Genomic DNA, 26,149 nt, shown 5'->3' with positions numbered 1-26,149 from the left:
GGACACCGTGTCCAGGTAGGGGTAACCATGTGCAGTGCGGTCACCACCACGCTCGATCAGCTGCGACGGGACTTCCGTGTCTACGCGGAAATCGCGGAGGCGCAGTATCGGCCCGAGGTCGTCGATCCGGTGCTCGAAGCGCTGGCCGATGCTTGGACGACATCGATGGTCGGTATCCGCACCACTACGCATCCGGTCGCGGAGCGGGAAGTCAACGCGCGCGTGCAATACGCGGGCGCACCGGGCGAACTCGTCGACCGGTTGCGAACCGCCGGACTGCTGCGCTTCAGCGGCCATCCCATGGAAACACTGCTCACCGAGGCCGTCGCCACCATTCCCTGCGGAGCCGGGGTGGATCTGTCGGTGAGCAAGGGATTGCAGAAGATCTGGCTCATCTTCCCGCAGGTACTCGGCGTGGACCAGGTGCTCTCTCTGCCCGGACTACCGGATGCGGTGCACGCCCACGCGGCACACCTGAAACGGTACGGCGGCGAAATCGGCATCATGGCAGTCGATTTCACCAATCGCACCATGAACCTCTACTCCCAGGTGCTGCCGCCGGGCCACCTCACGCCCGCCGACATCACCGAGATACTCACCGACCTGGACTTCCACCCGGCCACCCCGGCCGAACTCGCGGCGCTCCCGAGCCCATTCAACCTCTACCGCACCTTCCCCTGGGACTCCCCCGGCATGCGCCGCATCTGTTTCCCGATGCGGCACGAAGCCGAGACCTTCCCCGCCGAGCTCGATCCGGTGCTGGCCCGCTTCGTCAGTTCCGCACCCTTCGCCGATCCGGACGCGCCCCGGCGGTTCACGTTCTATTCGACCTACGGACCGGACAGCCACTACTTCAAGATCCAGGCCGAATACTCGAACACCGCCCGGGCGGCCTTCCCGGGCGGTGTCGCCCCGGCGGTGCGCTGAGCGGTGTCCGTAGCGGTCAGCCGTGTTCGGGGCGGTCGGGGCGGTAGAACCAGTCCTCGAGAGAGAAGTCCTCGCGAATCTTCTTCTGCTCCACCAGGAATTGCTTGGTACCGGTCAGCAGGGTGACGCCCTGGGCGGAGAACAACTCCTCGGGCAGGTAATCGCGCTGGGCGGTCGCGCGGACCGCCGATTCCGGCGCTTTCGACTGCCCGACTTCGTAATTCACGTAGTCGTCCCAATGGTCCTTGGCGTATTTGTTGGCTTCGGTGAGCGCCGACTGCCAGGTCTTGCCGAAGTCGGCGTGGCTGGCCAGGAACGCCTGGCTGCTCACCGAGGAGCTGGTGCCCGCCAGCTCCGGGTGATTGTCCTTGATCGAATCGATCTGGCGGAAGCCCTTGGCGAGGAAGGAGCGGAAGGAGGCGGACGGGTTGACATCGGGCAGTGCGACCGCGTCCACGTCGCCATTGGCGAGCGGGGCTTCGGCGTCGGTGGCCAGCAGGTGGATCAGCTGGGCCTGGATGCCCTCCGCCTTCAGCGCGCCTTGCAGGTAGCGGTCGATATAGGACCCGGACTGCACCCCGATCTTCTTGCCGGACAGGTCTTTCAGGGCACGAATGTCAGAGTTCTTGACGACCACCCCGGCGTTGTAACCGACCGAGGCGATCCCCAGCAGCCGGGTCTGCAAGCCGCTGCCGCGCGCCACCAGGGCGGGGGTGTCGCCATAGGTGGCCACGTCCAGGCGACCGCCGACCAGCGCCTGATTGAGGTCCGGTCCGTTCGGGAAGCTGTACACCTCGATGGTGTCGACGCCGAGCGGTTTCAACGCCGGCAGCAGCACGCCGCGCTGATGCGCGAAACCCAGTGGGCCGGTCAGGACATTGCCGGTGCCGATGACACCGATGCGGAGGGTTTTGATCTCGGTGCGGGTGGCCGAATCGTCACCGCCGGAGCCGCAGCCGGTGAGCAACACCAGCAGTGCGGCCAGGGCGGCGGGGACGAGCAGTTTCACAGAGCGCATGGAAAGCTTTCGGGGAGTTCAGAGTTCGGACAGGCGCGGTGGCGGCGCGCCGTGCGGGAGTCGCGGGCCGACGGCGACCAGGCTGCCCGGGCTGCGGCCCTTGCCCCAGCCGATCTCCTTGCGGTAGCGGCCGATATGGTCCTCGGGGATAAGCCCGGGATCCGGCAGCGGGGTCGCGTCGGGGGCCACGTAGAGGGCGTCGGTGGGGCAGTACGCCTCGCACATGAAGCAGGTCTGGCAATCGGATTGGCGGGCGATGAGCGGGATTCCGGAGTCGGTGCGGTCGAAGACGTTGGTGGGGCAGACATCGACGCATTTGTCGCAGCCGATGCAATCGGCCGCCAGGACGAGTTCGATCATCGGGCCACCGCCACGGTGGTGTTGGCGGCTTCGGAAGTCCCGGTCCACACCGTGCCGAGTCCGCCGGACAGGATGTGGTGGTGCTGGGCGGGATCCAGACCGGGATGGTCGGCGCGCTTGCTCATGCCACGAGTTTCGGTGCGGGCCAAGGTGGATCGGTACATGAGCCGGCCGACCGCGGTGATGGCGGCGGCCTGGCGGGCACGCACCCGCCCCTCCCCCGTCCCGCCGTCCAGGCCCTGCACGGTGCGGTCCCAGAGTTCGTCGAGCGCGGCCAGGGCGGGTTCGATGCGCTCGCCGTGGCGCAGGTAGTTCTTCTCGAACGGGATCAGTTCGGCCTGCGCGGCCGCCACCGCTTCCTCGGCGGTGACGGATTCCGTTGCCTCCGGCCGCAATCCGGCCTGACCGGTCCCGCGCAGCGCGGCATGGTCGGCGGGCCGCTCGCGCAGCGCGAACTCGGCCGCACCGCGCCCGGCCCAACTGCCCGAGGACATGGCCCACGCCGAATTGTGGCTGCCGCCGCCGGTGAAGCCGCCGCAGATGCGTTCCCGGGTGGCGGCGTCACCGGCCGCGTACAGGCCGGGAACCGTGGTAGCGCAATCGTCGTCGACGATATCGATGCCGCCGGTCCCGCGCACCGTGCCCTCGGCGAGCAGATCCACCTCGAACCGATCGGTGAACGGGTCGATGCCGCGCCGGTCGAACTGGAGGAAGAAGTTCGGCTGCCCCAGCCGCATCTGCTCCTGCACGGTCGCGTCCGCCCGATCCAGCTGCGCGAACACCTTCTCCGACAACAGGGTTCGCGCGATCACCGAACGGCCCTTGGTCGAACCCGCGCCTTCGAGCACCCGGCCGTCCTCGTGGAAGAAGGTGGCGTAACCGTAGTAGGCGGTCTTGGTGATGGTCGAGCCCTTGGGCACGATGGCATAGGCATTGGAGAACTCCATGCCCGAGAACCGCGCACCCACCTCTGCGGCCATGAGCGCACCGTCACCGGTGTCGACATTGGTGCCGAGCGCCCGCGACAGGAAGGCGCAGCCGCCGGAGGCCAGTACCACCGCGCCCGCCGCGACCCGGTAGTCGCGATCGGCCTGGCGCTGATATCCGGCCGCGCCGCGCACCACGCCGTCGGCATCGACGAGCAGTTCCAGTGCCGGGGAGTGATCCAGGATCTGCACGCCGAGGCGCTTCACCCAAGCCCGCATGCGCCGCATGTACTCCGGCCCCTGCACGCCGGTCCGCAACTGCTCGCCGGTCACCGGATCGACCGGGAACGGGTAGCGGCCTTCGACGGCGAGCCGGTTCATGTTCGAGTACGTCTGATCCAGTACCCGATCCATCCAATAGTGGTCGGCCAGGTGCCCGCCGAGCGCCTCCCGGCTGGCCTTGGCATTGGCGCGGGCCGTCGCTTCGGGCGCGACGTACCAGACGCCGGTGCCGGAAGGCGCTGTCGCGCCGCTGGTTCCGCAGTAGCCCTTGTCCACCAGCACCACGTCCGCGCCGGTTTCGCGGGCGTGCACGGCGGCCCAGCAGGCGGCGGGTCCGCCGCCGATCACCAGGACGTCGGTGCTGATCTGCCACGGTTCACTCATTGCTCGGCTCCTGTCGGTGCTTCGGGATCGACGCCGAGCGCGAGCAGCAGCCGGCGACGCAGTTCGGAGAAGGCGGGGTCGACGACCGAGCGCGGGCGCGCCACGGTGACGTCGAAGGATTCGGCGATGCGGCCGTCGCGCAGGACGAGGGCGCGATCGGCCAGCAACAGCGCCTCCTCCACATCGTGGGTGACCAGCAGGACCGCCTGCCGGTGCTGCGACCACAACCGGGCCACCAGGGCTTGGGCCTTGAGCCGGGTCAGGGCATCCAGGGCCCCGAACGGCTCGTCGAGCAGCAGCAGTTCGGGATTGCGGACCAGAGCGCGCGCCAGCGCCACGCGTTGCGCCTCGCCGCCGGAGAGGGTGGCGGGCCAGACGTCGGCCTTGGCGGCGAGCCCGACCTCGGCCAGGGCCTCGAGGGCGCGGGGTTTGCGGGCGCCGTCCACGCCCAGAATCACATTGCGCCACACCGTCATCCACGGGATCAGCCGATGCTCCTGGAAGACGATCGCCTTGGATTGCGGGGCATCGAACACGCCGGTGAAGCCCCGGTCCAGGCCGCCGAGCCCGCGTAGCAGGGTGCTCTTGCCCGATCCGCTGGCACCCAGCAGGGCGACGAACTCACCCGGCGCGATATCGAGATCGACGCCGTTCAGGACGGTGCGGCCGGCGAAGACCCGGGTCGCGTTCCGAATGCGGACGGCGGCACTGACAGCGGTGGTCATCTACTCTCCTTCGAATCCGGTGCGCCAGGCCAGGAATCGGCGTTCCAGCGCCCGCACGAACAGATCGGTCAGCAGGCCCAGCACGGCGTAGATCACCAGCACCAGGAAGATCTGGTCGGTGCGCAGGAATTCCTTGGCGTCGTTCATCAGGAAGCCGAGCCCGACCGGCGTGGTCTGCATCTCGGCGACCACCAGCGTCAGCCAGCCCAGCCCGAGCGCCTGGCGCAGGCCGACCAAAATCTGCGGCAGCGCGCCCGGCAGGATGATCCGCGCCGTCAGCTGCCATCGATCCAGGCCCAGCGATTCGGCGGCCTCGACCAGGCGGCGGTCCACCCCGCGAATACCGGCCAGGACGTTCAGATAGATCGGGAAGATCGGCGCGACGATGATCAACGCGATCTTGAACGGATCCCCGATCCCGAACCAGATGATGAACACCGGCACCAGCGCGAGCGTCGGCAGCATGCGCAGCGCCTGCAACGGCCCGTTCACCAGGTCTTCCGCCAGACGGAACAGTCCCGCGGCCGCGCCCAGCAGCAACCCGATCGCGATGCCGATGGCCAGCCCGATGCCGACCCGTCGCGACGAGGCCGCCAGATGCCGCCACAGCTCGCCGGAGGCCAGCAGTTCCCGCCCGGCCTCGAGCACCTCGGTCGGCGCGGGCGTGGTCGGTCCCAGCCAGGACCGCGCGCCCAGCTGCCACAACACCAGGACCAGCACCAATCCGGACGATTTACGGGCCACCCCGGCCAGCCGGCGCACGGCCGGTTTCAGCGACACGCCGCGTGTCGCGGTTGCTTCCGGCACGACCGGAAGCACGGACACCGGCGGGTCCAATTGCAGCGTCATCGCAGGGGTCCTTCCGGGAGATCGGTGCCCGGAACGGTAAGGCGCGCAACCTCTTCGACAGAACGATTCAGCTCAGCCCGATCCTGAACCGGCCGGATTTTCCACAGTGTGGAAAGGCGCTTGCAATTCCTTTTCGAACGGCGATTCGGTCGACCGACCCGTATGGTCGTCCGTAGAGTGGGACGGTATGAGGTCCATCTGGAAGGGCTCCATCGCATTCGGGCTGGTCAACGTCCCCGTGAAGGTGTACACCGCCACGGAGGACCATGACATCAAGTTCCACCAGGTGCATGCCGCCGACGGTGGACGGATCAGGTACGAGCGGTTGTGCACCATCGATGGACAGCCGGTGCAGTACGCCGATATCGACAAGGCGTACGAATCCCCGGAGGGCGATCGGGTGATTCTCACCGACGAGGATTTCGCCAAACTTCCCGCCGCCGAGAAACACGAGATTCCGGTGCTGCAATTCGTGCCGTCGGAACAGATCGATCCGATTCTTTACGACAAGAGCTATTACCTGGAACCGGATTCGAATACGCCGAAAGCCTATGTGCTGCTGGCCAAAACGCTCGAAGAGGTGGATCGGGTGGCGCTGGTGCACTTCACGCTGCGGCAGAAGACGCGGCTGGGGGCGCTGCGGGTGCGGGACGGGGTGCTGGTGTTGCAGACGCTGCTGTGGCCGGACGAGGTGCGGGCGGTGGCCTTCGACAAGCTCGACGGGGTGGGAGCGCCCAAGGCGCAGGAATTGAAGATGGCCGAGACGCTGGTGGATACGCTCTCCGACGATTTCGATCCGAGCCTGTACGTGGACGAGTATCAGATCGAATTGAAGAAGATGCTCGACGAGGCCATCGCGAGCGGGAGCAGCAAGGTCACCCGGGCCCCGGAGGCCGCCGCACCCGAGATGGATGCCGAGGTGGTGGACCTGGTGGCCGCGTTGCAGCGCAGCCTCGAAGCCTCCGGGCGCAAGGGCAAGAGCGCGGAGCCGGCGAAGAAGACGGCCAAGGCGACCAAGGCCGCCGCCAAGACCCCGGCGAAGAAGACCGCCAAGAAGGCCGCGGCCAAATCGGCAACGCGCAAGGGCGCCTGAGCTGCGGGATTCACAGCTGATCAGCGTTCACCTGGCAAACTGATCGGCATGGAATCCGACACAGCCATCGAACCGGACATCGCTGTCGTCCCGATGGGTCTCGGCCATCTGCGTCAGGTCATCGACCTCGGTTACCAGGTGTTCGACACCTCCGCCAAGCCCTACACCTCCTGGTCGCTGACCTCGGTGGCCGAGCACCTCGACAGTGCCGGCAAGTCCTGCTGGGTGGCGGTGGATTCGGACCGGGTCGTCGGATTCGTGCTCGCCTCCATGGAATTCGAGCTGCGCGACGACTGGGCATATCTGGAGTGGATCGCGGTCGATCCGGATATGCAGGGGCGCGGCATCGCCGGACGGCTGATGGCGGTCTGCTGCGACACGCTCTTCCGGCACGGGGCGCGCCGAATCGTCACCGATGTGGAGCTGCACAACACCGCCTCGGCCGGGATGATGCGCAAGAACGGCTTCACCGAAGGCACCACGGTCACGCTGTTCGTGCGGCCGAACCCGAACGAATCGGCCGAGGAGGGCGCCGACCAGATCGCGCTCGGGCCCGGCACCAAACGCGATCTCATCCGGCGCGGGCGGATCACCGGCGACGGCCGGCACGGGCGCGCCAAGCCCTGACGGCCCGGTGCGCCGCCGTTCAGCTGTCCGCGGCGGCGCGCTGCCGCCCCTCCCGGAAGAAATCGAGCAGGCTCTCCACCGTGCCCGCCTCGGCGCGGGTGCGCACGGCGCCGAAGGACGCGTTCCAGAACTCCCCCTGGCGTGTCTTCCACGGGCCGACATAGGCGTACGGCTGCGGGATCTGCGAATCACCCGGCGACACACCGTAATTCACTTCGTCCACGGCCACCGATAGGTCGAAGTGCTCCGGCCACAGCACGGGCTGTTCCAGCGCGAACCGGCGCAGCGCGGTATCACCCACCGCGAACCAGTCGTGCACGATGGCCGCCGCATCGGCATCGACGGTGAACGGCTCGTCCGGGTCCATGTGGGTGCCGTCCCGATACAACCCCTCGGGCGGCGCCTCGGCATCGAATCCGGCGTGCATGGCCAGCTCCCGGTAGGTGCCGTGCAGCGCGATGCGGCCCTGCGGCCATACCAGCTCCGCCCCGGTGATCGACACCGGCCATTTCACGCCCGCGAAACCGCCCAGCACGACCCGCATGCGAATACTGCCGAACCGTTTGTACTGCGGCCCCGCGATGAGCAGCTCCGCCGCCGCGTGCAATCCGAACCGAGTGCCTTCATAGGTGAGCTCGTCCACCCATGCATCATCTCCGGCCACCGGATGTGTTGCTGGGAAATCGGGCGCGGCAAACATTGCGGATGCAAAAAGAATGCGCCGCACCGGAAACCGGTGCGGCGCCTCGAGCTCGCCGGAACTACCCGCTCAGTGCGCGTTGTCCGTGCAGATCGACACCACGACCTTGGTGTTGCGACCGGAAGCCGAACCCACGTCGGGGAAGGACTTCTTGCCCAGCACATCGGTGGCGGCCTTCTCGGCCTCCACCTTGGTCGCGGCCCAGGCATAGCCGAAAGCCCCGTTCGAGTCCGTGGTGACGGCGGCGCAGGCATTGGTGAACCGCACGACGACCTCGCAGTCACCGCCACCGCACTGCGCCAGCGCGTCGGCGTCGGCGTCGCCGCTCTTGGTGTAGTTCACCGCGTACGCGACGTTCCTGGTGCTCCGTGACAGAGCGAGCGACCCGTTCAGGTCACCGGAGGCAGCTGTGAACACCGGGCCGTCGGCCTCCGCGGCCTTGGCGGGCGCGGCTGCCACGGTGCCGATCGCGGCCATCGATGTAACGGCGAGGCCCAGGCCGGCCTTGCGCAACAACGACATTCGTTACTCCCCGTGCTGGATGATGATGACGCGTCGAATCATGATCGACCTCACACTGAATGTCCAGCTGGAAATATTCAGACTCGGCGCATGACAGAGACTACCTTGCCCAGCACCACCGCTTCGTCACCGTCGATGACCTCGTACGCCGGATTGCGCGGTTCGAGGTAGACGTGGCCGTTGCGGCGCCGGTACACCTTCACCGTGGCCTCGCCGTCCAGCATGGCGGCCACGATCTCACCCGAATGCGCCTCGTTCTGCTTGCGCACCACCACGATGTCGCCGTCGCAGATGGCGGCGTCGATCATGGAGTCACCGCGCACGCGCAGCCCGAAAACGGTGCCGCGGCCGACCAGTTCGCGCGGCAGCGACAGCACGTCGTCGGTGTGCTCCTCGGCGAGGATCGGCACGCCCGCCGCGATATCGCCCACCACGGGCACCGAGACCGAATCCTCGTGCTGCGGAGCGGCAATCGGCTTGAGGAACAGCCGCACATCCATCGGCCGGGTGACCGATTCGCTGCGGCGCAGGAAACCCCGGTCCTCCAGCGCCTTCAAATGCTTGGAAACCGACGAACCGGACCGCAACCCCACCGCGTCGCCGATCTCACGCGTACTGGGCGAATACCCGTGCCGCTGCACCCAATCGCGAATGGCGCAGAGAATCTGCTGCTGTCGCGGCGGCAGGGCGGAGGTGTCGAGATGTTCGAACCCGTCGAAGTCGTCGTATCCGGTCACCCGCGCATCTTACGGTGCGGGAACGGCTATTCCGCGGTGCGACCGGCCGTGGCTCGCAGCAGCGCCGCCTCGGCCTCGGCGGCAAGGGATTCCACCAGCTCGCGGGCCGGGACGACGGCGTCGATATTGTCGATTGCCTCGCCCGCCCAGACCGGTTCGGCCGGGTAATCACCCCGGCGAACCGCGTCCCGATAGTCGCTTTTGGCCGAATTGTCCTGTGCGAGTTCGGTCTCCCGGTCACGCCAGCGATCCAGTGCCGGATGGCGCAGCGTGCGCGCCGTCCAGCGCCGGGGCCACGGCGCGTCCCGGATGATGTCCAGCACGCTGCTGCGTTCGGTGTCCGCACCCGTCGCGGCGGCCACGGCGGCATGCACCGCGGCGTTCACCGTGGCTTCGGGCGTGGCCTGGAAGCGGGTGCCGAGCATGGCCCCGGCCGCGCCCAGCGCGAGCACGGCGGCCAGCCCACGGCCATCGGAGATCCCACCGGCCGCCAGCACCGGCACGGTCCCCGCCCGATCCAGCACCGCCGGTACGAAGGTGAGCGTCGAGCGCCCTTGCCGCGCACCGTGCCCGCCGCTCTCGGCCCCCTGGACGACCAGGACGTCCGCCCCGACCGCGAGAGCATCCTCGACTTCGGCCATATCGGTGACCTGAAGCAGCAACTTGGCATCGGTGGCGCGGATGGCGGGCAGGAACGGCCGCGGGTCCCCGAACCCCAGCATGATCGCGTCGGGCTCGAACTCCAGAGCCCGCTCGACCGCGGAGACATCGGCACCCCAACTGAGAAACCCGACACCCCAGGGCTTCTCGGTGCGCGCGCTGACGATGGCCAATTCGTCGGAGACCCAGTCCGCGTCCGCGCGGCTCGCTCCGACCAGTCCCAGTCCGCCGCCGTTCGACACCGCCGCCGCCAGCTCCCCGCCCGCCGCGCCACCCATGGGCGCGGAGACGATCGGATGCCGGACCCCGAGCAGTTCGGTGAACACGGTGCGCAATGCCATACGTTCCAACCTATCCGGTCATGCCGCACCGGACGGTCGACCTGCCCATTCCGCGCGCCACCTCACCCACAGCGGCCGCTACCCGCCGAAGCCACACCCGCCCGGCACCACGTGTCCGAGGCGCGCCCGCGGCGCCCTTCCACGACGAAAGCGGACCGCCTCCCGGGAGGCGGTCCGCTTTCGGAGTCGTTCGGCGCTAGACGGTGAAGCCGAGGGCGCGCAGCTGCTCGCGGCCGTCTTCGGTGATCTTGTCCGGGCCCCACGGCGGCATCCAGACCCAGTTGATCTGGAGGTCTTCGACCAGGCCGCTGCGAACCAGGGCGTTGCGGGACTGGTCCTCGATGACGTCGGTGAGGGGACAGGCCGGGGAGGTGAGGGTCATGTCGAGCTTGGCGATGTTGTTCTCGACGGTGAGGCCGTAGACCAGGCCGAGGTCGACCACGTTGATGCCGAGTTCGGGGTCGACCACGTCGCGCATGGCCTCTTCGAGGTCGGCGAGGAAGGAGATCTCCTCGGGGGTCAGTTCGGCTTCCGGTGCGGCCGAGTCGGTCTGCGGCGCAGCGGTTTCGGCCGGCTCGGCGGCCGGGGTCTGCTGTTCGGTGTCGCTCATCTCTTACTCCCCGTTGCCCATGGTCTTCTTGGCCTCTTCGGCGGCGGTGATCCGCACGACGGCGTCCTTGAACGCCATCCAGCCCAGCAGGGCGCATTTCACGCGCGCCGGGTACTTCGACACACCGGCGAAGGCGATGCCGTCGCCGATCAGGTCCTCGTCACCCTCGAGGGTGCCGCGGCTGGTGATCATCTCGTCGAACGCCTCGACTACCTTCATGGCCTGCTGTAGCGGCAGGCCGATGACCTGGTCGGTGAGGACCGAGGTGGAGGCCTGGCTGATCGAGCAGCCCTGGCCGTCGTAGGAGACGTCGGTGACGTCGCCGTTGTCGTCGAGCTGTACGCGCAGCGTCACCTCGTCACCGCAGGTGGGGTTGACGTGGTGCACTTCCGCACCGAACGGCTCGCGGAGGCCGCGGTGGTGCGGGTGCTTGTAGTGGTCCAGGATGACTTCCTGGTACATCTGCTCCATGCGCATGGTCTATGCAACTCCGAAGAAGCTCTGGGCCTTCCGCACCGCGGCGATCAGCGCGTCGACCTCGTCGAGGGTGTTGTAGACGGCGAACGAGGCGCGGGCGGTGGCCGGGATGCCGAGGCGGCGCATCAGCGGCCAGGCGCAGTGGTGGCCCACCCGGATGGCGACGCCCTCGTCGTCGAGGATCTGGCCGACGTCGTGGGCGTGGATGCCGTCCACCACGAAGGACACGGCCGCACCGCGATTCACGTTCTCGACGGGTCCGACGATCCGCACGCCGTCGATCTTGCTCAGACCCTCGAGCGCGGCGGACACCAGCGAATGCTCGTGCGCCGCAACGGCATCCATGCCGATCGCTTCGAGATACCGGACGGCAGCGCCCAATCCGACGACCTGCGAGGTCATCGGCACGCCGGCCTCGAATCGCTGCGGCGGGGCCGCGAAGGTGCTGGCCTCCATGGTGACGGTCTCGATCATCGACCCGCCGGTGATGAACGGCGGCGTCTCTTCCAGCAGCGCATAGCGGCCGTACAGCACGCCGACACCGGACGGGCCGAGCATCTTGTGCCCGGAGAAGGCGGCGAAGTCGACGCCGAGCTCCCGGAAATCCACCGGCATGTGCGGCACCGACTGGCAGGCGTCGAGCACGGTGAGCGCGCCGACTTCCTTTGCGCGCCGGACCAATTCGGCGACATCGGTGATCGCACCGGTGACATTGGACTGATGGGTGAACGCGACCACCTTGGTGGCGGGCGAGAGCACCAGCGAGTCCAGGTCGATACGACCGTCTTCGGTGATGCCGTACCACTTCAAGGTCGCACCGGTACGCCGCGCGAGCTCCTGCCACGGAACGAGATTCGCGTGATGCTCGAGCTCGGTGATGACGATCTCGTCGCCGGGACCGACGTGGTACGGGAACCGGTTGTCCCCGAACGAGTAGGTCACCAGGTTCAGCGATTCGGTCGCGTTCTTGGTGAAGACGATCTCGTTCGCGTGCACGCCCACGAAACGGGCGATATCGGCGCGCGCGTCCTCATAGGCGTCGGTGGCCTCTTCGGCCAGCTGGTGAGCACCACGGTGCACCGCCGCATTGCGCTGGACGAGGAAGTCGCGTTCAGCCTCCAGCACCTCCATGGGCCGCTGGGCGGTGGCGCCGGAATCCAAGTAGACCAAGGGTTTTCCGTCGCGCACCGTGCGGCTGAGGATCGGGAAGTCGGCGCGGATGCGAGCGACGTCCAGAGCGGGCACCGTGGTGGTCATGTCTAGCCTCCGACAGCAGCAGAAGTGAAGCGCACGTATCCGTTCGAGTCGAGTTCTTCGGCGAGTTCAGCGCCGCCCTCGGCCACGATCCGGCCGTTCACGAAGACGTGAACGAAGTCCGGCTGGATGTAACGCAGGATGCGGGTGTAGTGGGTGATCAGCAGGATGCCGCCGGTCTCCCGCTCCTTGTAACGATTCACACCCTCGGAAACAATCCGCAGCGCGTCCACGTCGAGGCCGGAGTCGGTCTCGTCGAGGATGGCGATCTTCGGCTTGAGCAGGCTCAGCTGCAAGATCTCCTGGCGCTTCTTCTCGCCACCGGAGAAGCCCTCGTTCACCGAGCGGTCGACGAAGGCCGGATCGATCTCCAGCTCCGACATCGACTCCTTGACTTCCTTGACCCAGGTGCGCAGCTTGGGGGCCTCGCCGCGGATGGCGGTGGCGGCGGTGCGCAGGAAGTTCGAGACCGAGACGCCGGGGACCTCGACCGGGTACTGCATGGCCAGGAACAGGCCGGCGCGGGCGCGCTCGTCGACCGACATCTCGAGCACGTCTTCACCGTCGAGGGTGATGGTGCCCTGGGTGACGGTGTACTTGGGGTGACCGGCGATGGCGTAGGACAGCGTCGACTTGCCGGAACCGTTGGGGCCCATGATCGCGTGCGTCTCACCCGACTTGATGGTCAGGTTCACGCCCTTGAGGATCTTGATGGGCTCGCCGGACTCGTCCGGGTTGGCGACCTCGACGTGCAGGTCCTTGATTTCCAGGGTGGTCATCGAATTCGAATTCCTTTGCGGGGAGGGGAAGTTTGGGTGTCAGACGCCGACGGCGGCGAGTTCGGCCTCGATGGCCGCCTCGAGCCGCTCCCGGACCTCTGGGACGGTGATCTTCTGGAGGATCTCGAAGAAGAAGCCACGCACCACCAGGCGGCGGGCGACGTCTTCCGGGATGCCGCGCGAACGCAGGTAGAACAGCTGCTCGTCGTCGAAACGACCGGTGGCCGAGGCGTGTCCGGCGCCGACGATCTCGCCGGTCTCGATCTCCAGGTTCGGCACCGAGTCGGCGCGCGCGCCGTCGGTGAGCACCAGGTTGCGGTTCACCTCGTAGGTGTCGGTGCCCTCGGCCGCCGCGCGGATCAGCACGTCGCCCACCCAGACGGTGTGCGCGTCGGGCTTGCTGGAGGTCGGATCGCCTTGCAGCGCACCCTTGTACTGCACGTTGGACTTGCAGTTGGGCTGCGAGTGATCGACCAGCAGGCGCTGTTCGAAGAACTGGCCGTCGTCGGCGAAGTACACGCCGAGCAGTTCGGCGTCGCCGCCGGGGCCCGCGTACCGGATATTGCCGATGAGCCGCACCAGGTCGCCGCCGAGGGTGACATTGGTGTGGCGCAGGGTGGCGTCGCGGCCCAGCTTGGCGTGGTGTGCGGTGACGTGCACGGCGTCATCGGCCCAGTCCTGCACGGCGATAACGTTCAGCGCCGCGCTGTCGCCCAGAATGAACTCGACGTTCTCGGCGTAGGTGCCGCTGCCGCGCTGGTCGATGACCACGGTGGCGCGAGCGAAATTGCCGAGACGGACCTGGAGGTGGCCGTAGGCGACCTTGCCCTCGCCCGGACCGGTGATGGTCACCGTAACCGGCTCGGCCACTTCGGTTTCCGCGCCGACGGTGACGACGGTGGCCTGCTCGAAGCCCGAGTAGGCCTGCGCCGCAACGCGATCGGTGGGGGTGCCGCCCTGGCCGAGGCGCGCGTCGGAGCGGTCCACGGTCTCGACCGTGACGCCGGCGGGCGCGGTCGCCTCGACGGCGGCCTGGCCGTCCCGCGCGGCGGTGCCGTCGTGCAGGCCGTTCAGCCGCCGCATCGGGGTGAAGCGCCAGGCTTCATCCCGACCCGACGGGATTTCGAAGGCGTTGACGTCGAACGAGGCGAAAACCTCGCCCTTGTTCAACGCCGGGGTGCGAGCCTCGGCGGCCTCGGCAACGTTCTCCACGGCCATCAGCCGACGGCTCCTTCCATCTGAAGTTCGATCAGGCGGTTCAGCTCCAGGGCGTACTCCATCGGGAGCTCCTTGGCGATCGGCTCCACGAAGCCGCGCACCACCATCGCCATGGCCTCGTCCTCGGTCAGACCGCGGGACATCAGGTAGAACAGCTGGTCCTCGGACACCTTCGACACGGTGGCTTCGTGACCCATGGTCACGTCGTCCTCGCGAATGTCCACGTACGGGTAGGTGTCGGAGCGAGAGATGTTGTCCACCAGCAGCGCATCGCACTTCACGGTCGACTTCGAGCCGTACGCACCCTTGTTCACCTGCACCAGGCCGCGGTACGAGGCGCGACCGCCGCCGCGCGCCACCGACTTGGAGATGATGTTCGAGGAGGTGTGCGGCGCCAGGTGCAGCATCTTCGCACCGGTGTCCTGGTGCTGGCCCGCACCGGCGAACGCGATCGAGAGCACCTCGCCCTTGGCGTGCTCACCGGTCATCCACACGGCCGGGTACTTCATGGTGACCTTGGAGCCGATATTGCCGTCGACCCATTCCATGGTCGCGCCCGCCTCGGCCTTGGCCCGCTTGGTGACCAGGTTGTAGACGTTGTTCGACCAGTTCTGAATGGTGGTGTACCGGCAGCGGCCACCCTTCTTCACGATGATCTCCACGACCGCGGAGTGCAGCGAGTCGGAGCTGTAGATCGGGGCGGTACAACCCTCGACGTAATGCACGTAGGCATCCTCGTCGACGATGATCAGCGTCCGCTCGAACTGGCCCATGTTCTCGGTATTGATCCGGAAGTAGGCCTGGAGCGGAATGTCCACGTGCACGCCCTTCGGCACGTAGATGAACGAACCACCCGACCAGGTGGCCGAATTCAGCGCCGAGAACTTGTTGTCACCGGACGGGATGACCGTGCCGAAGTACTGCTGGAACAGCTCCGGGTGCTCCTTGAGCGCGGTGTCGGTGTCCAGGAAGATGACGCCCTGCTTCTCGAGATCCTCACGGATCGAGTGGTAGACGACCTCGGACTCGTACTGCGCCGCGACACCGGACACCAGACGCTGCTTCTCGGCTTCCGGGATGCCGAGCTTGTCGTAGGTGTTCTTGATGTCTTCGGGCAGGTCTTCCCAGGTGGCAGCCTGCTTCTCCGAGGAGCGCACGAAGTACTTGATGTTGTCGAAGTCGATGCCCTCGAGGTCGGAACCCCAGTTCGGCATGGGCTTCTTGTCGAAGATGCGCAGTGCCTTCAGCCGGAAGTCGAGCATCCACTCGGGCTCGCTCTTCTTGGCCGAGATGTCGCGGACGACCTCCTCGGACAGACCGCGCTTGGCACTGGCACCGGCGACATCCTTGTCAGCCCAGCCGTACCCGTAATTACCCAGGGAAGCGATGGTCTCTTCCTGGGTGAGGGCCGGAGCCTGGGCGGTATTCGATTCGCGGCTCGCCGCGGCGGTCGTCGTCATTCGGCACTCCTTCCGGAGTCGTGTGTAGAAGTCGTTGCGGGCTGGGCAACGGGGTTTTCTGCGGTATTCGGTTCGGCGGTACTCGGTTCCGATGCCACGGTGGGCATGGGCAAAAGCAACGGCACATGCGTGGTGCACGCGCAATCACCATTGGCGATGGTCGCGAGCCGCTGCACGTGCGTCCCGAGAATCTCCCGGAACGCCTCCAGCTCGGCCGCGCACAACTCCGGAAATTCCTCGGCCACATGCGACACCGGGCAGTGATGCTGGCAGATCTGTACGCCCGCACCGACTTTCCGGGTGGAGGCGGCGAACCCGGCATCGGTGAACGCTTCCGCGAGCTCCTCCGCCTTCTCCTCGGCCGCTTCCGGGGTGTGCCGGGCCAGCCGGTCCACTCCGGCCACGATCGCGCCGACCCGCTTGCGAGCGAATTCGACGATGGCCTTGTCGCCGCCGATCTCGCGGAGCTGTCGCATGGCGGCACCGGCGAGGTCATCGTAGGCGTGGCTCAATTTGCCGCGTCCGGTAGCCGTCAGCTGGAACTGCTTGGCCGGTCGGCCGCGGCCCTTCTGCTGCCACGGCGCCGAGCGGGCGGCACGCGCCTCCCCCGACTCCAGCAGCGCGTCCAGATGTCGCCGCACTCCCGCCGGGCTCAGGCCGAGCCGCTCGCCGATGGCGGTCGCGGTGATCGGTCCCTCCTCCAGCAGCAGCCTGACGACGGCCTCGCGGGTATGTCCCTCCGCCGCCGGCGCGGGCACGACAACAGCCCGGGCGCCCTTTCGGCGCCCGGTGCCTGCTTCCGCATTCCGCAAACCCACGGTTTTCACAACACAAGTGTGACGGAATTCCATTCCGCGTTCCAGTAAGGGTTCCCTGACCTATTTCTCGCGACCAGGGGCGATGGGCGCGGGTGTGACCTGACACACTCCCCATCCGGAATTTCGGCCGCTCACCAGGAGGTTGCGCGGTTGGTGAGCAGAATTTTGGTGACCGGGGCGACCGGGAACGTCGGACGGCGGGTGACCGAGCGTCTCGCCGCGCGCGGGAGCGTGGTGCGCGCGCTGGTGCGTGATCCGGAAACGGCGCGGCTGCCGGACAGGGTGGAGGTGGTGGCCGGCGATCTGGCCGCGCCCGAGTCCTTGGGCGCGGCGCTGAGCGAGGTCGGCACCGTCTTCCTGATCTGGCCGTTGCACTCCGCCGCCGGGGCGGAACAGCTGCTGAAGGTGCTGGCCGGGGCGGTGCGCCGGGTGGTTTATCTGTCGTCCTCGACGGTGAATGACGCGGGGCCGCAATCGGATCCGATTCCGGAGCGGCATGCCGAACTGGAGCGGGTGATCGAGGCGTCCGGGGTGGCGTGGACGGTGTTGCGCGCGGACACCATCGCTTCCAATGCGCTGGCGTGGGCGGGGCAGATCCGGGAGACCGGGGTGGTGCGCGCGACCGAAGTCGCTCCGACGGCGGTTGTTCATGAGGACGATATCGCGGCGGTGGCGGCCGAAGTGCTGGCCGATCCGACGCTGAGCGGCCGGAAATATATCTTGACCGGCCCGCGCGTGGTCGGGCGCGACGATCAGGTGCAGGCCATCGCGGCGGCGATCGGGCGGCCGTTGCGCTTCGAGGCGCTGCCGCTCGATGTCGCTCGCACGCAGATGACGGCCGCCGGTCTGCCGCGGGAGCTCATCGACACGCTGCTGGCGATGGCGGAATTCCGGCCGCGCTCGGAGCTGGTCACGACCACCGTCGAGGAGATCACCGGAACTCCGGCCCGCGACATCAGGGAATGGGCGATCGAGCACGCCGCCCATTTCCGTTAGCCCGGATGTTGCGGCCGGGGCCGGTCAGTCGTGGAACGGGTCGGCGTCCTGGCCCGGCATCCAGGTTCGGCCCGGTTCGGTCCAGCCATTGGCCTTGATCATCTTCTTGGCCGCGCGCTGATTGCGTCCGATGAGGCGGTCCAGGTAGAGGTGGCCGAGCAGGTGATCGGTCTCGTGCTGGAGGCAGCGGGCCAGATAGCCGGTCCCCTCCACCTCGACCGGTTCGCCGTGGATATCGACACCGGTCACCTTCGCCCAATCGGCGCGGCCGGTGGGGAACCACTCCCCCGGCACCGAAAGACAGCCCTCGTCATTGCTGTCCGGGTCGGGCATGGTTTCGGGGATCTCGGAGGTTTCGAGCACCGGATTGACGACGTAGCCGCGCCGTCGTTCTCCGTCGTGGAGCAGGTCGTACACGAATACCGCTCGCGGATCACCGATTTGGTTCGCGGCCAGGCCGGCTCCCCGGGCGGCGGTATTGGTTTCGAACAGGTCATCGACGAAAGCAGCCAGCTCTGCGTCGAATTCGGTGACCGGGACCGCCGGAGTGGACAGTCGGGGGTCACCTGCGATCAAAATCGGTCGGACAGCCATTCGGAAGAGAATAGGGAGTCGCGGCGCTCCCGGATCACATGCCCTTGCACTCGACCAGTGGCGGCGGGTAGTCCGGTGCGAGAAAGCCCGCGCGCCAAGGCTTGTGGATCGATGCGCCGGGCAGCTCGGCCAGCTCGGGCAGCCAGCGGCGCACGTACTCCCCGTCCGGGTCGTAGCGTTCGGCTTGCCGGATCGGGTTGAGCACCCGATTCGGGCGGGTGTCGGTTCCGGTGCCCGCCGCCCACTGCCAGTTCAGCTGATTGTTGGCGATATCGCCGTCGACCAGCCAGTGCAGGAAATGCGCTGCGCCGAGCCGCCAATCGATGCGCAGGTTCTTGGTGAGGAAGCTCGCCGCGATCAGCCGGGCGCGGCCGGGCATCCACCCTTCGGCCAGCAGTTGCCGCATGCCCGCATCGATCACCGGATAGCCGGTGCGCCCGGCCCGCCAGGCCTCGAAGGCCTGCGGATCCTCCCGCCAGTCCGCCGCGCGCGGACGGTAATCGCGCCAAGCGGTTTCGGGCTGCGCGGCCAGCAGCTGGTGATGGAAGTCCCGCCACGCCAGCTGCCGCGCGAAGGCCAGACCGCCGGGCGTCGACAGATCCGTCCGGCGCACCACCTCCACCGGGGACAAACACCCGAAATGCAGAAACGGCGAGAGCCGCGAAGTGCCCGCCACCGCCAGCAGGTCGTTGTCGGACTCGTACCGTTCGACCGGCCCGGAGAGCCACTCGCTCAACAGCTTCCGGCCGCTGCGCTCGCCACCGACCACCAGCGACGGCGAACCCGGTTCCGGGCACAGGTCTTCGAACGCGGGCACCTCTTCGCTCTCGATCTCGGGCACCGCGATCCCGGACGGCTTGCGCACCGCCGCCCGCAACGGCATCTCCACCCATCGGTTGAAATACGGTGTGAAGACCGCGAAATGGTCTCGTCCGGTCGCGGGGCGCAGTTCGACCGGGTCGACCACCGTCACCGAAGCGGGATGCACCTCCAGCCGGCAGCGTGACCGCGCCAGCCGATCACGCAGCCGTTGTTCCCGCTCCAGGCTGTAGTGGCTGACATCCGCCGCGATATGCACGCTCTCCGCGCCGCATTCGCCGACCACCCGCGCGACTTCCTCGACCACCGCGCCGCGCCGCAGGATCAGCCGGCCGCCCGCGGCCCGCAATTCGGCATCCAGCTCGGCCAGCGCGGCGAGCAGGAACCGGATTCGGTTGGGCGCGAGCGGCTGCCGAGTCAGGATCGCCTCGTCGAGCACGAACAGCGGCACCACCCGATCGCCGTCCCGTACCGCCCCGGCCAGCATCGGATTATCCCGAACCCGCAGGTCCCTGGTGAACAACGCGACCGCTACGCCCATCCGGCCATTGTGCCCGCCGTTCCCGAGGAAGCGATCTTCGGTGACGGTGTGTCCGATGCCGGTTGCTCGGCGAGCCTCGAATTACGGGTGCGGGGCGAGGAAGTCCTGAAGCTCCGTTATCACCTGCGCGGGGTTCTCCTCGGGCAGGAAATGACCGCCCGGCAAGGGTTTTCCGCGGACGTCTCCGGCCCATTCCCGCCAGGTGCGCAGCGGATCGAACCCGGTGCCGGTCGCGCCGTGCTCGTCCCACAGCACCAGTACCGGGCATTCGATCCGGCGATTCCCCTTGTCCTTGCGGTCCCGGTCGTAGTCGAGGGTGGCGGCGGCGCGGTACTCCTCGCAGATGGCGTGGATGGTGTGGGGTGAGGCGAAGGCGGCGATGTACTCGGCTCGGATCTCCGGCGGAATCGCCGCGGGATCGGCTGACCAACTGTCCAGCATGTGGTTGACGAGCGCGGACGGGGCGGCGGCGATCAGGGTTTCGGGGAGCGGATACGGGGCGGCCAGGAAGGACCAGACCCAGAAGCCGAGCAGGAATTCACGGCCGGATCGGTCGAAGGTGTCGCTGGTCGGGACGATGTCCAGGACGGCGAGCGCGGTGACCTGCGCGGGGTGATCGAGGGCCATCCGATAGGCGCAGCGGGCTCCGCGATCGTGACCGGCGACGGCGAACTCCGTAAATCCGAGGTGGGCCATCACTTCCACTTGGTCGCGGGCCAGCGTGCTCATGGCATAGGGCTCATGATCCGGGGCACTCGCAGGTGTACCGCTGCCGCCGAAACCGCGCAGGTCGGTGGCGACGACCGTATGCGTGGCCGCCAAGGCCGGCGCCACCCGATGCCACATCACATGGGTCTCCGGAATGCCGTGCAACAGCAATACCGGTGGGCCCGAGCCGCCGCGGCGGCCGTGAATCACCGTGCCGCCGACCGGAATATCGAATTCGGTGAAGTCCTCGAACATGACGCTCCTCGCGGATTCGACTGTTTACCGGGGCGAGTACCCGTGCACCGGGCCGAGAATCAGCCCGCCGCGATCGGTTTCAAAGCGAAGGGGTCCGCGCTAGGACGAATTCACCTCGGCGGCAGCGACTTCCGCGAAACTCAGCCGGATGAGCCGGGCCATGGCGGCGGCGACGGTCTGTAGTGGTTCGTCCGATCGCCGTACCCGGGCCAGAATGGTCGCGCCCTCGTACGCGGCGACCACCGTGGTAGCCAGCTCCCCCGCTTGCCGCTCCGGTAGCCCCATCTCGGCCAGGAGGTTCGTGAATCCTTCGGACATGGCTTCGAAGGCCGATACGCATGCGGCGCGCACATTGTCGACATCGCTGCCGCCGTCGAGTGCGGGCGTTCCCACGGGGCAGCCCTCGCTCCAGTTCGAACCCGCGAGCTTGGCGGCCATGAAATCGAAGAGTGTTGCGGTGGTGCCGAACACGTCGCCCGGCGCCTGACTGATCATGCGCCCCACCAGAACTCCGGTCCCGGCCACCGCCGACACCGCGATCTCCTCCTTGCCGCCGGGAAAGTGGTGGTAGATCGACCCGTACGGCAAACCCGCTGCCTCACTGAGCTTCTTCAACCCGAAGCCGTGATAACCGTGCCGAGCCAGCAGCCCGGCGGCGGCCACCTCTATTCGACGCTTTGACTCCGAAACCATCCATCCAGCGTATGGGCGAGGTCCGACACCGGCACCCGGAATCGGCTGTGACCTGGGCCGACGCTGGTTTCAAATCGATTGCCCGGGATGTCGATTCGCATTGCGGGCCGAGCTCGCCGGGGCCTCGGCGCGGTGATTCCCGGAGGCGGCCAAGTGATTCGGCGCCGGCGCGCGCCGGTGTGCTACCGCAGCGTACGCGGCGCGGCCGGGCGACGGCCGGCCGGGGCGGAGGCGAGCGGTCCACGCGACACGCCGCTCGGGTCGCGCGAAGGTGACCCGATAGCCCGGCCGATCCACGACGACCGCACCCATCCCTACTAGGCTTCCGACCGTGGCGGTAGTGGACGGCGCGCGGCGCACAGTGATCGAAATCGGACGCCGGGCCCTCGGCCTGGACGTGCGGCCGTCCGACCACACCGTCGCGGCCCTGCACAGTGTGGACGGTGAGGTCCCGGGGCTGGACCGGCGGGAAACGCTGCAACTGATGCGGATCCGGCTGCTGGGTGCGACCGGTGCGGTGATCATGGCGGTGGCGGCGCTGGGGGTGGGTGCGCAGCCGGTGCATCAGAATCCGACCTCGGGGTTGCGGGTGCTGGGGTTCTTCGCGCGGGCGCACACCTCGACGCTGGCCATGTGCATGATCGGCACGGTGCTGGTGGTGATGGCGTGGCTGCTGCTGGGGCGGTTCGCGGTGGGCGGGTGGGGCGGGAATCCGATTCACCGGCTGAGCCGGTCGCAGCTGGACCGGACGCTGCTGCTGTGGATCATTCCGCTGAGCATCGCGCCGCCCATGTTCTCCAACGACGTGTACTCGTATCTGGCGCAGAGCGAGATCGCGGCGCGGGGGCTGGATCCGTATGTGGTGGGTCCGGCGGACGGGCTCGGGCTCAACAATGTGCTGACCAACAATGTGCCCAATATCTGGCGGGAGACGCCGGCGCCGTACGGGCCGCTGTTCCTGTGGATGGGCAAGGGCATCGCCATCATCACCGGCGACAACATCATCGCCGGGGTGTGGCTGCACCGATTGCTGGCCCTCGCCGGCGTGGCCTTGATCGTGTGGGCGCTGCCGCGATTGTCCCGGCGCTGCGGCGTTGCGCCGGTGAGCGCGCTGTGGCTGGGCGCGGCCAATCCGCTCGTGCTGTTCCACCTGGTCGGCGGCGTGCACAATGACGCGCTCATGCTCGGGCTCATGCTGGCGGGACTGGAGTTCTGCCTGCGCGCCATCGAGGACACGCATCCGTTCGATCGAAAAGCCTGGGCGCTGTTGCTGTTCGGGGCCGTGGTGATCACGATGTCGTCATCCATCAAGATCACGTCCTTGATCACGCTCGGCTTCGTCACCATGGCACTGGCCCGGCGCTGGGGCGGCGGCTTCAAACAGGTCCTGATCGCCGGTTCGGTGCTGGGCGCGGTAGCGCTGGCGACCACCCTGACCATCAGCTTCTCCAGCGGGCTCGGCTTCGGCTGGATCCACACCCTCGGCACCGCCAATGCCGTGCGCAGCTGGATGTCGCTACCCACCGCGGTCGGCATCGTCACCGGATTCGGCGGTGTACTCCTGGGTTTGGGCGATCACACCACCGCTCTGCTCTCCATCACCCGGCCCATCGCGGGCACCATCGCGGGATTCGTGACCATCCGCATGCTGGTGGCCACCTGGACCGGACGCCTGCATCCCGTTGGCGCACTGGGCGTGTCGCTCGGCGCGATCGTGCTGCTGTTCCCGGTCGTGCAGCCCTGGTATCTGCTGTGGGCCATCGTCCCCTTGGCGGCCTGGGCCAACCGCCCCGCGTTCCGCGTTCCCGCCGTGGCCTTCTCGGCGGTGGTGAGCGTCATCCTGATGCCGCGCGGCGCCGACTTCTACGTTTTCCAGATCGTCGAATCCGCGGTCGCCGTGGTGATCGTGGCACTGCTGCTGATCTTCCTGACCCGCAATGTGCTCCCGTGGCGCAATCAGCCGGGGGTGTCGGCTCCGTCACAGCGGCCCACGCCTTACGGTGTCTCTTCGTGACCGCAGCCTCCGGACCCGCCGTTGTCGTCGACGGCGTCGTGAAACGCTACGGCGAGACCACCGCGGTCGACGGCATCAGCTTCGAACTCGAACGCGCACAGGTGCTGGCACTGCTCGGACCCAACGGCGCCGGCAAGACCACCACCACCGAGATGTGCGAGGGGTTCGTCAGCCCCGACGCCGGGACCGTGCGGGTGCTGGGCCTGGACCCGATCGCCGATTCGGACCGACTCCGCCCGCGCATCGGCGTCATGCTGCAAGGCGGCGGCGCGTACCCAGGATCCAAGGCCGGGGAGATGCTGGACCTGGTGGCCTCGTACTCCGCCGATCCGCTCGATCCGGCGTGGCTGCTCGACATCCTCGGCCTCAAGGACGCGCGCAAGACCCCGTACCGCCGGCTCTCGGGCGGTCAGCAGCAACGTCTGGCGCTCGCCTGCGCGCTCGTCGGCCGCCCCGAGATCGTGTTCCTGGACGAACCGACCGCCGGATTGGATGCGCAGGCACGGCATCTGGTGTGGGAGCTGATCGATGCGCTGCGCCGCGACGGCGTCAGCGTGCTGCTCACCACGCATCTGATGGACGAGGCCGAACAACTCGCCGACCAGCTGGTCATCATCGATCACGGCCAGGTCGTCGCGCAGGGCACGCCCAGCGAAGTGACCTCGCACGGCGCGGAGGGGCGGCTGGCGTTCACCGCTCCCCCGAAACTCGACCTGACGCTGCTGGAAGCCGCACTGCCGGAAGGGTTCACGCCCAAGGAGACCGCGCCCGGCTCCTACCTGCTGCAAGGCGATATCACCCCGCAGGTGCTGGCCACCATGACCGCGTGGTGCGCGCGAATCGACGTGCTGCCCACCGATATTCGCATCGACCAGCGCCGCCTGGAAGACGTCTTCCTCGAACTCACCGGCAAGGAGCTGCGGGGATGACCGCCACCGCCAATCGATTCGCGCCCGGGACCTTCACCCCCGCGCCGCGGCCGACCACGCGCGCCCGCATGCTGGCGGCGCAGACGCGCATGGAGCTGATCCTGTTGCTGCGCAACGGGGAACAGCTGCTGCTCACCATGTTCATCCCGATCACGCTGCTGGTCGGCTTGACGCTGCTGCCGTTGAGCGGACTCGGCGAGCACCGGGTGGATCGGGTGGTGCCCGCGGTGATGATGGTGGCGATCATGTCCACCGCCTTCACCGGGCAGGCCATCGCCGTGGGCTTCGACCGGCGCTACGGGGCGCTGAAACGCCTTGGCGCGACCCCGCTTCCGCGCTGGGGCATCGTGGCGGGCAAATGCGCCGCCGTGCTGATCGTGGTGGTATTGCAGTCGATCCTGCTGGGCGCGATCGGCGTCGCACTGGGCTGGCGGCCCGCGCTCACCGGTCTGCTGCTCGGCGCGGTCGTCATCGCCCTCGGCACCGCCACCTTCGGCGCGCTGGGTCTGCTGCTCGGCGGCACCCTCAAGGCCGAGATCGTCCTCGCACTGGCCAACATTCTCTGGTTCATCATGCTCGGCACCGCCAGCCTGGTTCTCATGTCCGACGACATCCCCTCGGCCGTGAGCTTGATCGCCCGCATCATCCCGTCCGGTGCGCTGTCGGAGTGCCTGGAACAGGCCATGCGTAACAGCGTCGACTGGTACGGCATCGCGGTGCTCGCGGCGTGGGGTGGCATCAGCGGCTGGCTCGCCACCCGCTTCTTCCGCTTCGACTGACGCGCGGCCTCGCTCGACGACACGATGTAGTAGGGCGGCCGACGGGGCGAAATGCCATCCCGCTACCATCGTCTGCGTGCTAACTCGCGCCTTCCAGCGATTCGCAGACCTGTTCCCGATGCCCTCGCTCCGGGTACAGCGACTCCTCGCTCTTCTGGTCGTGCTGACCCAGGCCGGAATCTCGGTGACCGGAGCCATCGTTCGCGTCACCGCGTCCGGTCTCGGCTGCCCGACCTGGCCGCAGTGCTTCCCCGGCAGCTTCACGCCGACGGCGGTGGCGGAGGTGCCCGCGATCCATCAGGCGGTCGAGTTCAGCAATCGCATGCTGACGTTCCTGGTCACCCTCGCGGCCGCCGCGGTGGTGATCGCGGTGACGCGGGCGCGGCGCCGGCGCGAGGTCCGGATCTACGCGTGGCTGATGCCCGGCGGCACCGTGCTTCAGGCGATCATCGGCGGCATGACCGTGCTGTCGGGTCTGCTGTGGTGGACGGTCGCCATCCACCTGCTCGCCTCGATGCTGATGGTCTGGCTGGCCGCGGTGCTCTGGAGCAAGACCGGCGATCCGGACGACGGGGTCGAAACCACGCAGGCGCCGAAACCGTTGCGCATCCTGACCGTGCTCACCGGTGTCGCCATGTCCGCGACGCTGATCGCGGGCACCCTGGTCACCGGCGCGGGTCCGCACGCCGGTGACAAGAGCCTCGAAAAGCCGGTGCAGCGCTTGGAAGTCGAGATCGTCCCGCTCGTGCACCTGCACGCCGAACTGCTCGTCGCCTACCTATCGCTGCTGGTCGGCTTGGCGTTCGGGCTTGCCGCCGTGGGCATGTCGAAGACCATTCGCACCCGCCTGATCGTGGTGATCGCGCTGGTGTGCGGTCAGGCGATGGTCGGCATCATCCAGTACTTCACCGATGTGCCCGCGGCCTTGGTCGCCATCCATGTGGGTGGTGCGGCGGCGTGTGTCGCGGCGACCGCGGCGCTGTGGGCAGCCATGCGCACCCGCGAACCGGTGCCCGCCGACGTGCTGTCGAAGCCGGTCGGCCAGGCCGCCTGA

Annotated in this window: 28 protein-coding genes; 8 read left to right on the top strand and 20 right to left on the bottom strand. The window is 67.8% G+C overall.

Features of this window, described 5'->3' with window-relative positions; translation table 11 throughout:
* The first annotated feature begins 27 nt into the window (after positions 1-27).
* A complete protein-coding gene (locus NI1_RS04965) occupies positions 28-927 on the top strand; it encodes an aromatic prenyltransferase (protein ID WP_067814388.1) in 900 nt (299 codons plus the stop codon).
* 16 nt (positions 928-943) lie between these two features.
* On the opposite strand, the gene NI1_RS04960 is transcribed toward NI1_RS04965, so the two are convergent.
* From NI1_RS04960 to NI1_RS04940, 5 genes are read right to left on the bottom strand one after another with little or no spacing between them, the layout of a single operon-like run.
* Positions 944-1,945, bottom strand: a complete 1,002-nt coding sequence (locus NI1_RS04960) for an ABC transporter substrate-binding protein (RefSeq protein ID WP_067814385.1) — start codon at positions 1,943-1,945, stop codon at positions 944-946.
* Between the two features lie 18 nt (positions 1,946-1,963).
* Positions 1,964-2,305, bottom strand: coding sequence for a 4Fe-4S dicluster domain-containing protein (locus tag NI1_RS04955; protein ID WP_067814383.1), 342 nt, complete (start codon positions 2,303-2,305; stop codon positions 1,964-1,966).
* Positions 2,302-3,897: an FAD-dependent oxidoreductase gene (locus tag NI1_RS04950; RefSeq protein WP_067814382.1), complete on the bottom strand. Its 1,596-nt coding sequence runs from the start codon at positions 3,895-3,897 to the stop codon at positions 2,302-2,304. Before NI1_RS04950 ends, NI1_RS04955 begins: the two co-directional genes overlap by 4 nt.
* The gene (locus NI1_RS04945) at positions 3,894-4,622 is read right to left on the bottom strand and encodes an ABC transporter ATP-binding protein (RefSeq protein ID WP_067814380.1); all 729 of its coding nucleotides are present in this window, start codon (positions 4,620-4,622) and stop codon (positions 3,894-3,896) included. The genes NI1_RS04950 and NI1_RS04945 overlap by 4 nt, the downstream gene beginning before the upstream one ends.
* Positions 4,623-5,471, bottom strand: coding sequence for an ABC transporter permease (locus tag NI1_RS04940; protein WP_067814377.1), 849 nt, complete (start codon positions 5,469-5,471; stop codon positions 4,623-4,625).
* A 187-nt stretch (positions 5,472-5,658) separates the two neighbouring features.
* Between NI1_RS04940 and ku the strand changes: the two genes are divergently transcribed.
* Both ku and NI1_RS04930 read left to right on the top strand, forming a co-directional pair.
* A complete protein-coding gene (ku, locus tag NI1_RS04935; RefSeq protein WP_067814375.1) occupies positions 5,659-6,564 on the top strand; it encodes a non-homologous end joining protein Ku in 906 nt (301 codons plus the stop codon).
* A gap of 48 nt (positions 6,565-6,612) precedes the next feature.
* Positions 6,613-7,191: a GNAT family N-acetyltransferase gene (locus NI1_RS04930; protein WP_067814373.1), complete on the top strand. Its 579-nt coding sequence runs from the start codon at positions 6,613-6,615 to the stop codon at positions 7,189-7,191.
* Between the two features lie 19 nt (positions 7,192-7,210).
* On the opposite strand, the gene NI1_RS04925 is transcribed toward NI1_RS04930, so the two are convergent.
* The 11 genes from NI1_RS04925 to NI1_RS04875 all read right to left on the bottom strand — a co-directional run bounded on the left by NI1_RS04925 (position 7,211) and on the right by NI1_RS04875 (position 16,800).
* Positions 7,211-7,834: a hypothetical protein gene (locus NI1_RS04925; RefSeq protein ID WP_067815389.1), complete on the bottom strand. Its 624-nt coding sequence runs from the start codon at positions 7,832-7,834 to the stop codon at positions 7,211-7,213.
* Between the two features lie 126 nt (positions 7,835-7,960).
* Positions 7,961-8,413 (bottom strand): DUF4189 domain-containing protein, encoded by a 453-nt coding sequence (locus NI1_RS04920; RefSeq protein WP_067814372.1) that lies wholly within the window; start codon positions 8,411-8,413, stop codon positions 7,961-7,963.
* A gap of 77 nt (positions 8,414-8,490) precedes the next feature.
* The gene (gene lexA, locus NI1_RS04915; RefSeq protein WP_067814370.1) at positions 8,491-9,150 is read right to left on the bottom strand and encodes a transcriptional repressor LexA; all 660 of its coding nucleotides are present in this window, start codon (positions 9,148-9,150) and stop codon (positions 8,491-8,493) included.
* A 26-nt stretch (positions 9,151-9,176) separates the two neighbouring features.
* The gene (locus tag NI1_RS04910; protein ID WP_067814368.1) at positions 9,177-10,151 is read right to left on the bottom strand and encodes a nitronate monooxygenase; all 975 of its coding nucleotides are present in this window, start codon (positions 10,149-10,151) and stop codon (positions 9,177-9,179) included.
* A 196-nt stretch (positions 10,152-10,347) separates the two neighbouring features.
* On the bottom strand, positions 10,348-10,761 hold the full coding sequence (locus NI1_RS04905) for a metal-sulfur cluster assembly factor (protein ID WP_067814366.1): 414 nt from the start codon (positions 10,759-10,761) through the stop codon (positions 10,348-10,350).
* Between the two features lie 3 nt (positions 10,762-10,764).
* On the bottom strand, positions 10,765-11,238 hold the full coding sequence (sufU, locus tag NI1_RS04900; RefSeq protein ID WP_067814364.1) for a Fe-S cluster assembly sulfur transfer protein SufU: 474 nt from the start codon (positions 11,236-11,238) through the stop codon (positions 10,765-10,767).
* Positions 11,239-11,241: 3 nt separating this feature from the next.
* A complete protein-coding gene (locus NI1_RS04895; protein ID WP_067814362.1) occupies positions 11,242-12,495 on the bottom strand; it encodes a cysteine desulfurase in 1,254 nt (417 codons plus the stop codon).
* A gap of 2 nt (positions 12,496-12,497) precedes the next feature.
* A complete protein-coding gene (gene sufC, locus NI1_RS04890) occupies positions 12,498-13,271 on the bottom strand; it encodes a Fe-S cluster assembly ATPase SufC (protein ID WP_067814360.1) in 774 nt (257 codons plus the stop codon).
* 39 nt (positions 13,272-13,310) lie between these two features.
* A complete protein-coding gene (gene sufD, locus NI1_RS04885) occupies positions 13,311-14,489 on the bottom strand; it encodes a Fe-S cluster assembly protein SufD (protein ID WP_067814358.1) in 1,179 nt (392 codons plus the stop codon).
* A complete protein-coding gene (sufB, locus tag NI1_RS04880) occupies positions 14,489-15,949 on the bottom strand; it encodes a Fe-S cluster assembly protein SufB (RefSeq protein ID WP_067814356.1) in 1,461 nt (486 codons plus the stop codon). The genes sufD and sufB overlap by 1 nt, the downstream gene beginning before the upstream one ends.
* On the bottom strand, positions 15,946-16,800 hold the full coding sequence (locus NI1_RS04875; protein WP_157534941.1) for a helix-turn-helix transcriptional regulator: 855 nt from the start codon (positions 16,798-16,800) through the stop codon (positions 15,946-15,948). The genes sufB and NI1_RS04875 overlap by 4 nt, the downstream gene beginning before the upstream one ends.
* 120 nt (positions 16,801-16,920) lie before the next feature.
* On the opposite strand from NI1_RS04875, the gene NI1_RS04870 reads away from it, so the two are divergent.
* On the top strand, positions 16,921-17,763 hold the full coding sequence (locus NI1_RS04870; protein WP_218026678.1) for an NAD(P)H-binding protein: 843 nt from the start codon (positions 16,921-16,923) through the stop codon (positions 17,761-17,763).
* Positions 17,764-17,787: 24 nt separating this feature from the next.
* Here NI1_RS04870 and NI1_RS04865 read toward each other — a convergent pair whose 3' ends face one another.
* The 4 genes from NI1_RS04865 to NI1_RS04850 all read right to left on the bottom strand — a co-directional run bounded on the left by NI1_RS04865 (position 17,788) and on the right by NI1_RS04850 (position 21,373).
* Entirely contained in the window at positions 17,788-18,357 is a 570-nt protein-coding gene (locus NI1_RS04865) for a peptide deformylase (RefSeq protein WP_067814354.1), read from the bottom strand.
* Positions 18,358-18,391: 34 nt separating this feature from the next.
* On the bottom strand, positions 18,392-19,717 hold the full coding sequence (locus NI1_RS04860; protein WP_067814352.1) for a cryptochrome/photolyase family protein: 1,326 nt from the start codon (positions 19,715-19,717) through the stop codon (positions 18,392-18,394).
* An 81-nt stretch (positions 19,718-19,798) separates the two neighbouring features.
* Positions 19,799-20,680: an alpha/beta fold hydrolase gene (locus NI1_RS04855; protein ID WP_067814350.1), complete on the bottom strand. Its 882-nt coding sequence runs from the start codon at positions 20,678-20,680 to the stop codon at positions 19,799-19,801.
* 99 nt (positions 20,681-20,779) lie between these two features.
* Positions 20,780-21,373: a TetR/AcrR family transcriptional regulator gene (locus tag NI1_RS04850; protein ID WP_067814348.1), complete on the bottom strand. Its 594-nt coding sequence runs from the start codon at positions 21,371-21,373 to the stop codon at positions 20,780-20,782.
* Between the two features lie 331 nt (positions 21,374-21,704).
* Between NI1_RS04850 and mptB the strand changes: the two genes are divergently transcribed.
* The 4 genes from mptB to NI1_RS04825 all read left to right on the top strand — a co-directional run bounded on the left by mptB (position 21,705) and on the right by NI1_RS04825 (position 26,149).
* Positions 21,705-23,387, top strand: a complete 1,683-nt coding sequence (gene mptB, locus NI1_RS04840; protein ID WP_067814344.1) for a polyprenol phosphomannose-dependent alpha 1,6 mannosyltransferase MptB — start codon at positions 21,705-21,707, stop codon at positions 23,385-23,387.
* Positions 23,384-24,316, top strand: a complete 933-nt coding sequence (locus NI1_RS04835; protein ID WP_067814342.1) for an ABC transporter ATP-binding protein — start codon at positions 23,384-23,386, stop codon at positions 24,314-24,316. The genes mptB and NI1_RS04835 overlap by 4 nt, the downstream gene beginning before the upstream one ends.
* A complete protein-coding gene (locus tag NI1_RS04830) occupies positions 24,313-25,095 on the top strand; it encodes an ABC transporter permease (RefSeq protein ID WP_067814339.1) in 783 nt (260 codons plus the stop codon). Before NI1_RS04835 ends, NI1_RS04830 begins: the two co-directional genes overlap by 4 nt.
* Before the next feature lie 76 nt (positions 25,096-25,171).
* Entirely contained in the window at positions 25,172-26,149 is a 978-nt protein-coding gene (locus tag NI1_RS04825; protein WP_439957225.1) for a COX15/CtaA family protein, read from the top strand.

The sequence above is a fragment of the Nocardia inohanensis NBRC 100128 genome (genome assembly GCF_001612945.1).
Lineage (GTDB): Bacteria > Actinomycetota > Actinomycetes > Mycobacteriales > Mycobacteriaceae > Nocardia > Nocardia inohanensis.
This window is presented reverse-complemented; position numbering and strand designations above follow the sequence as displayed.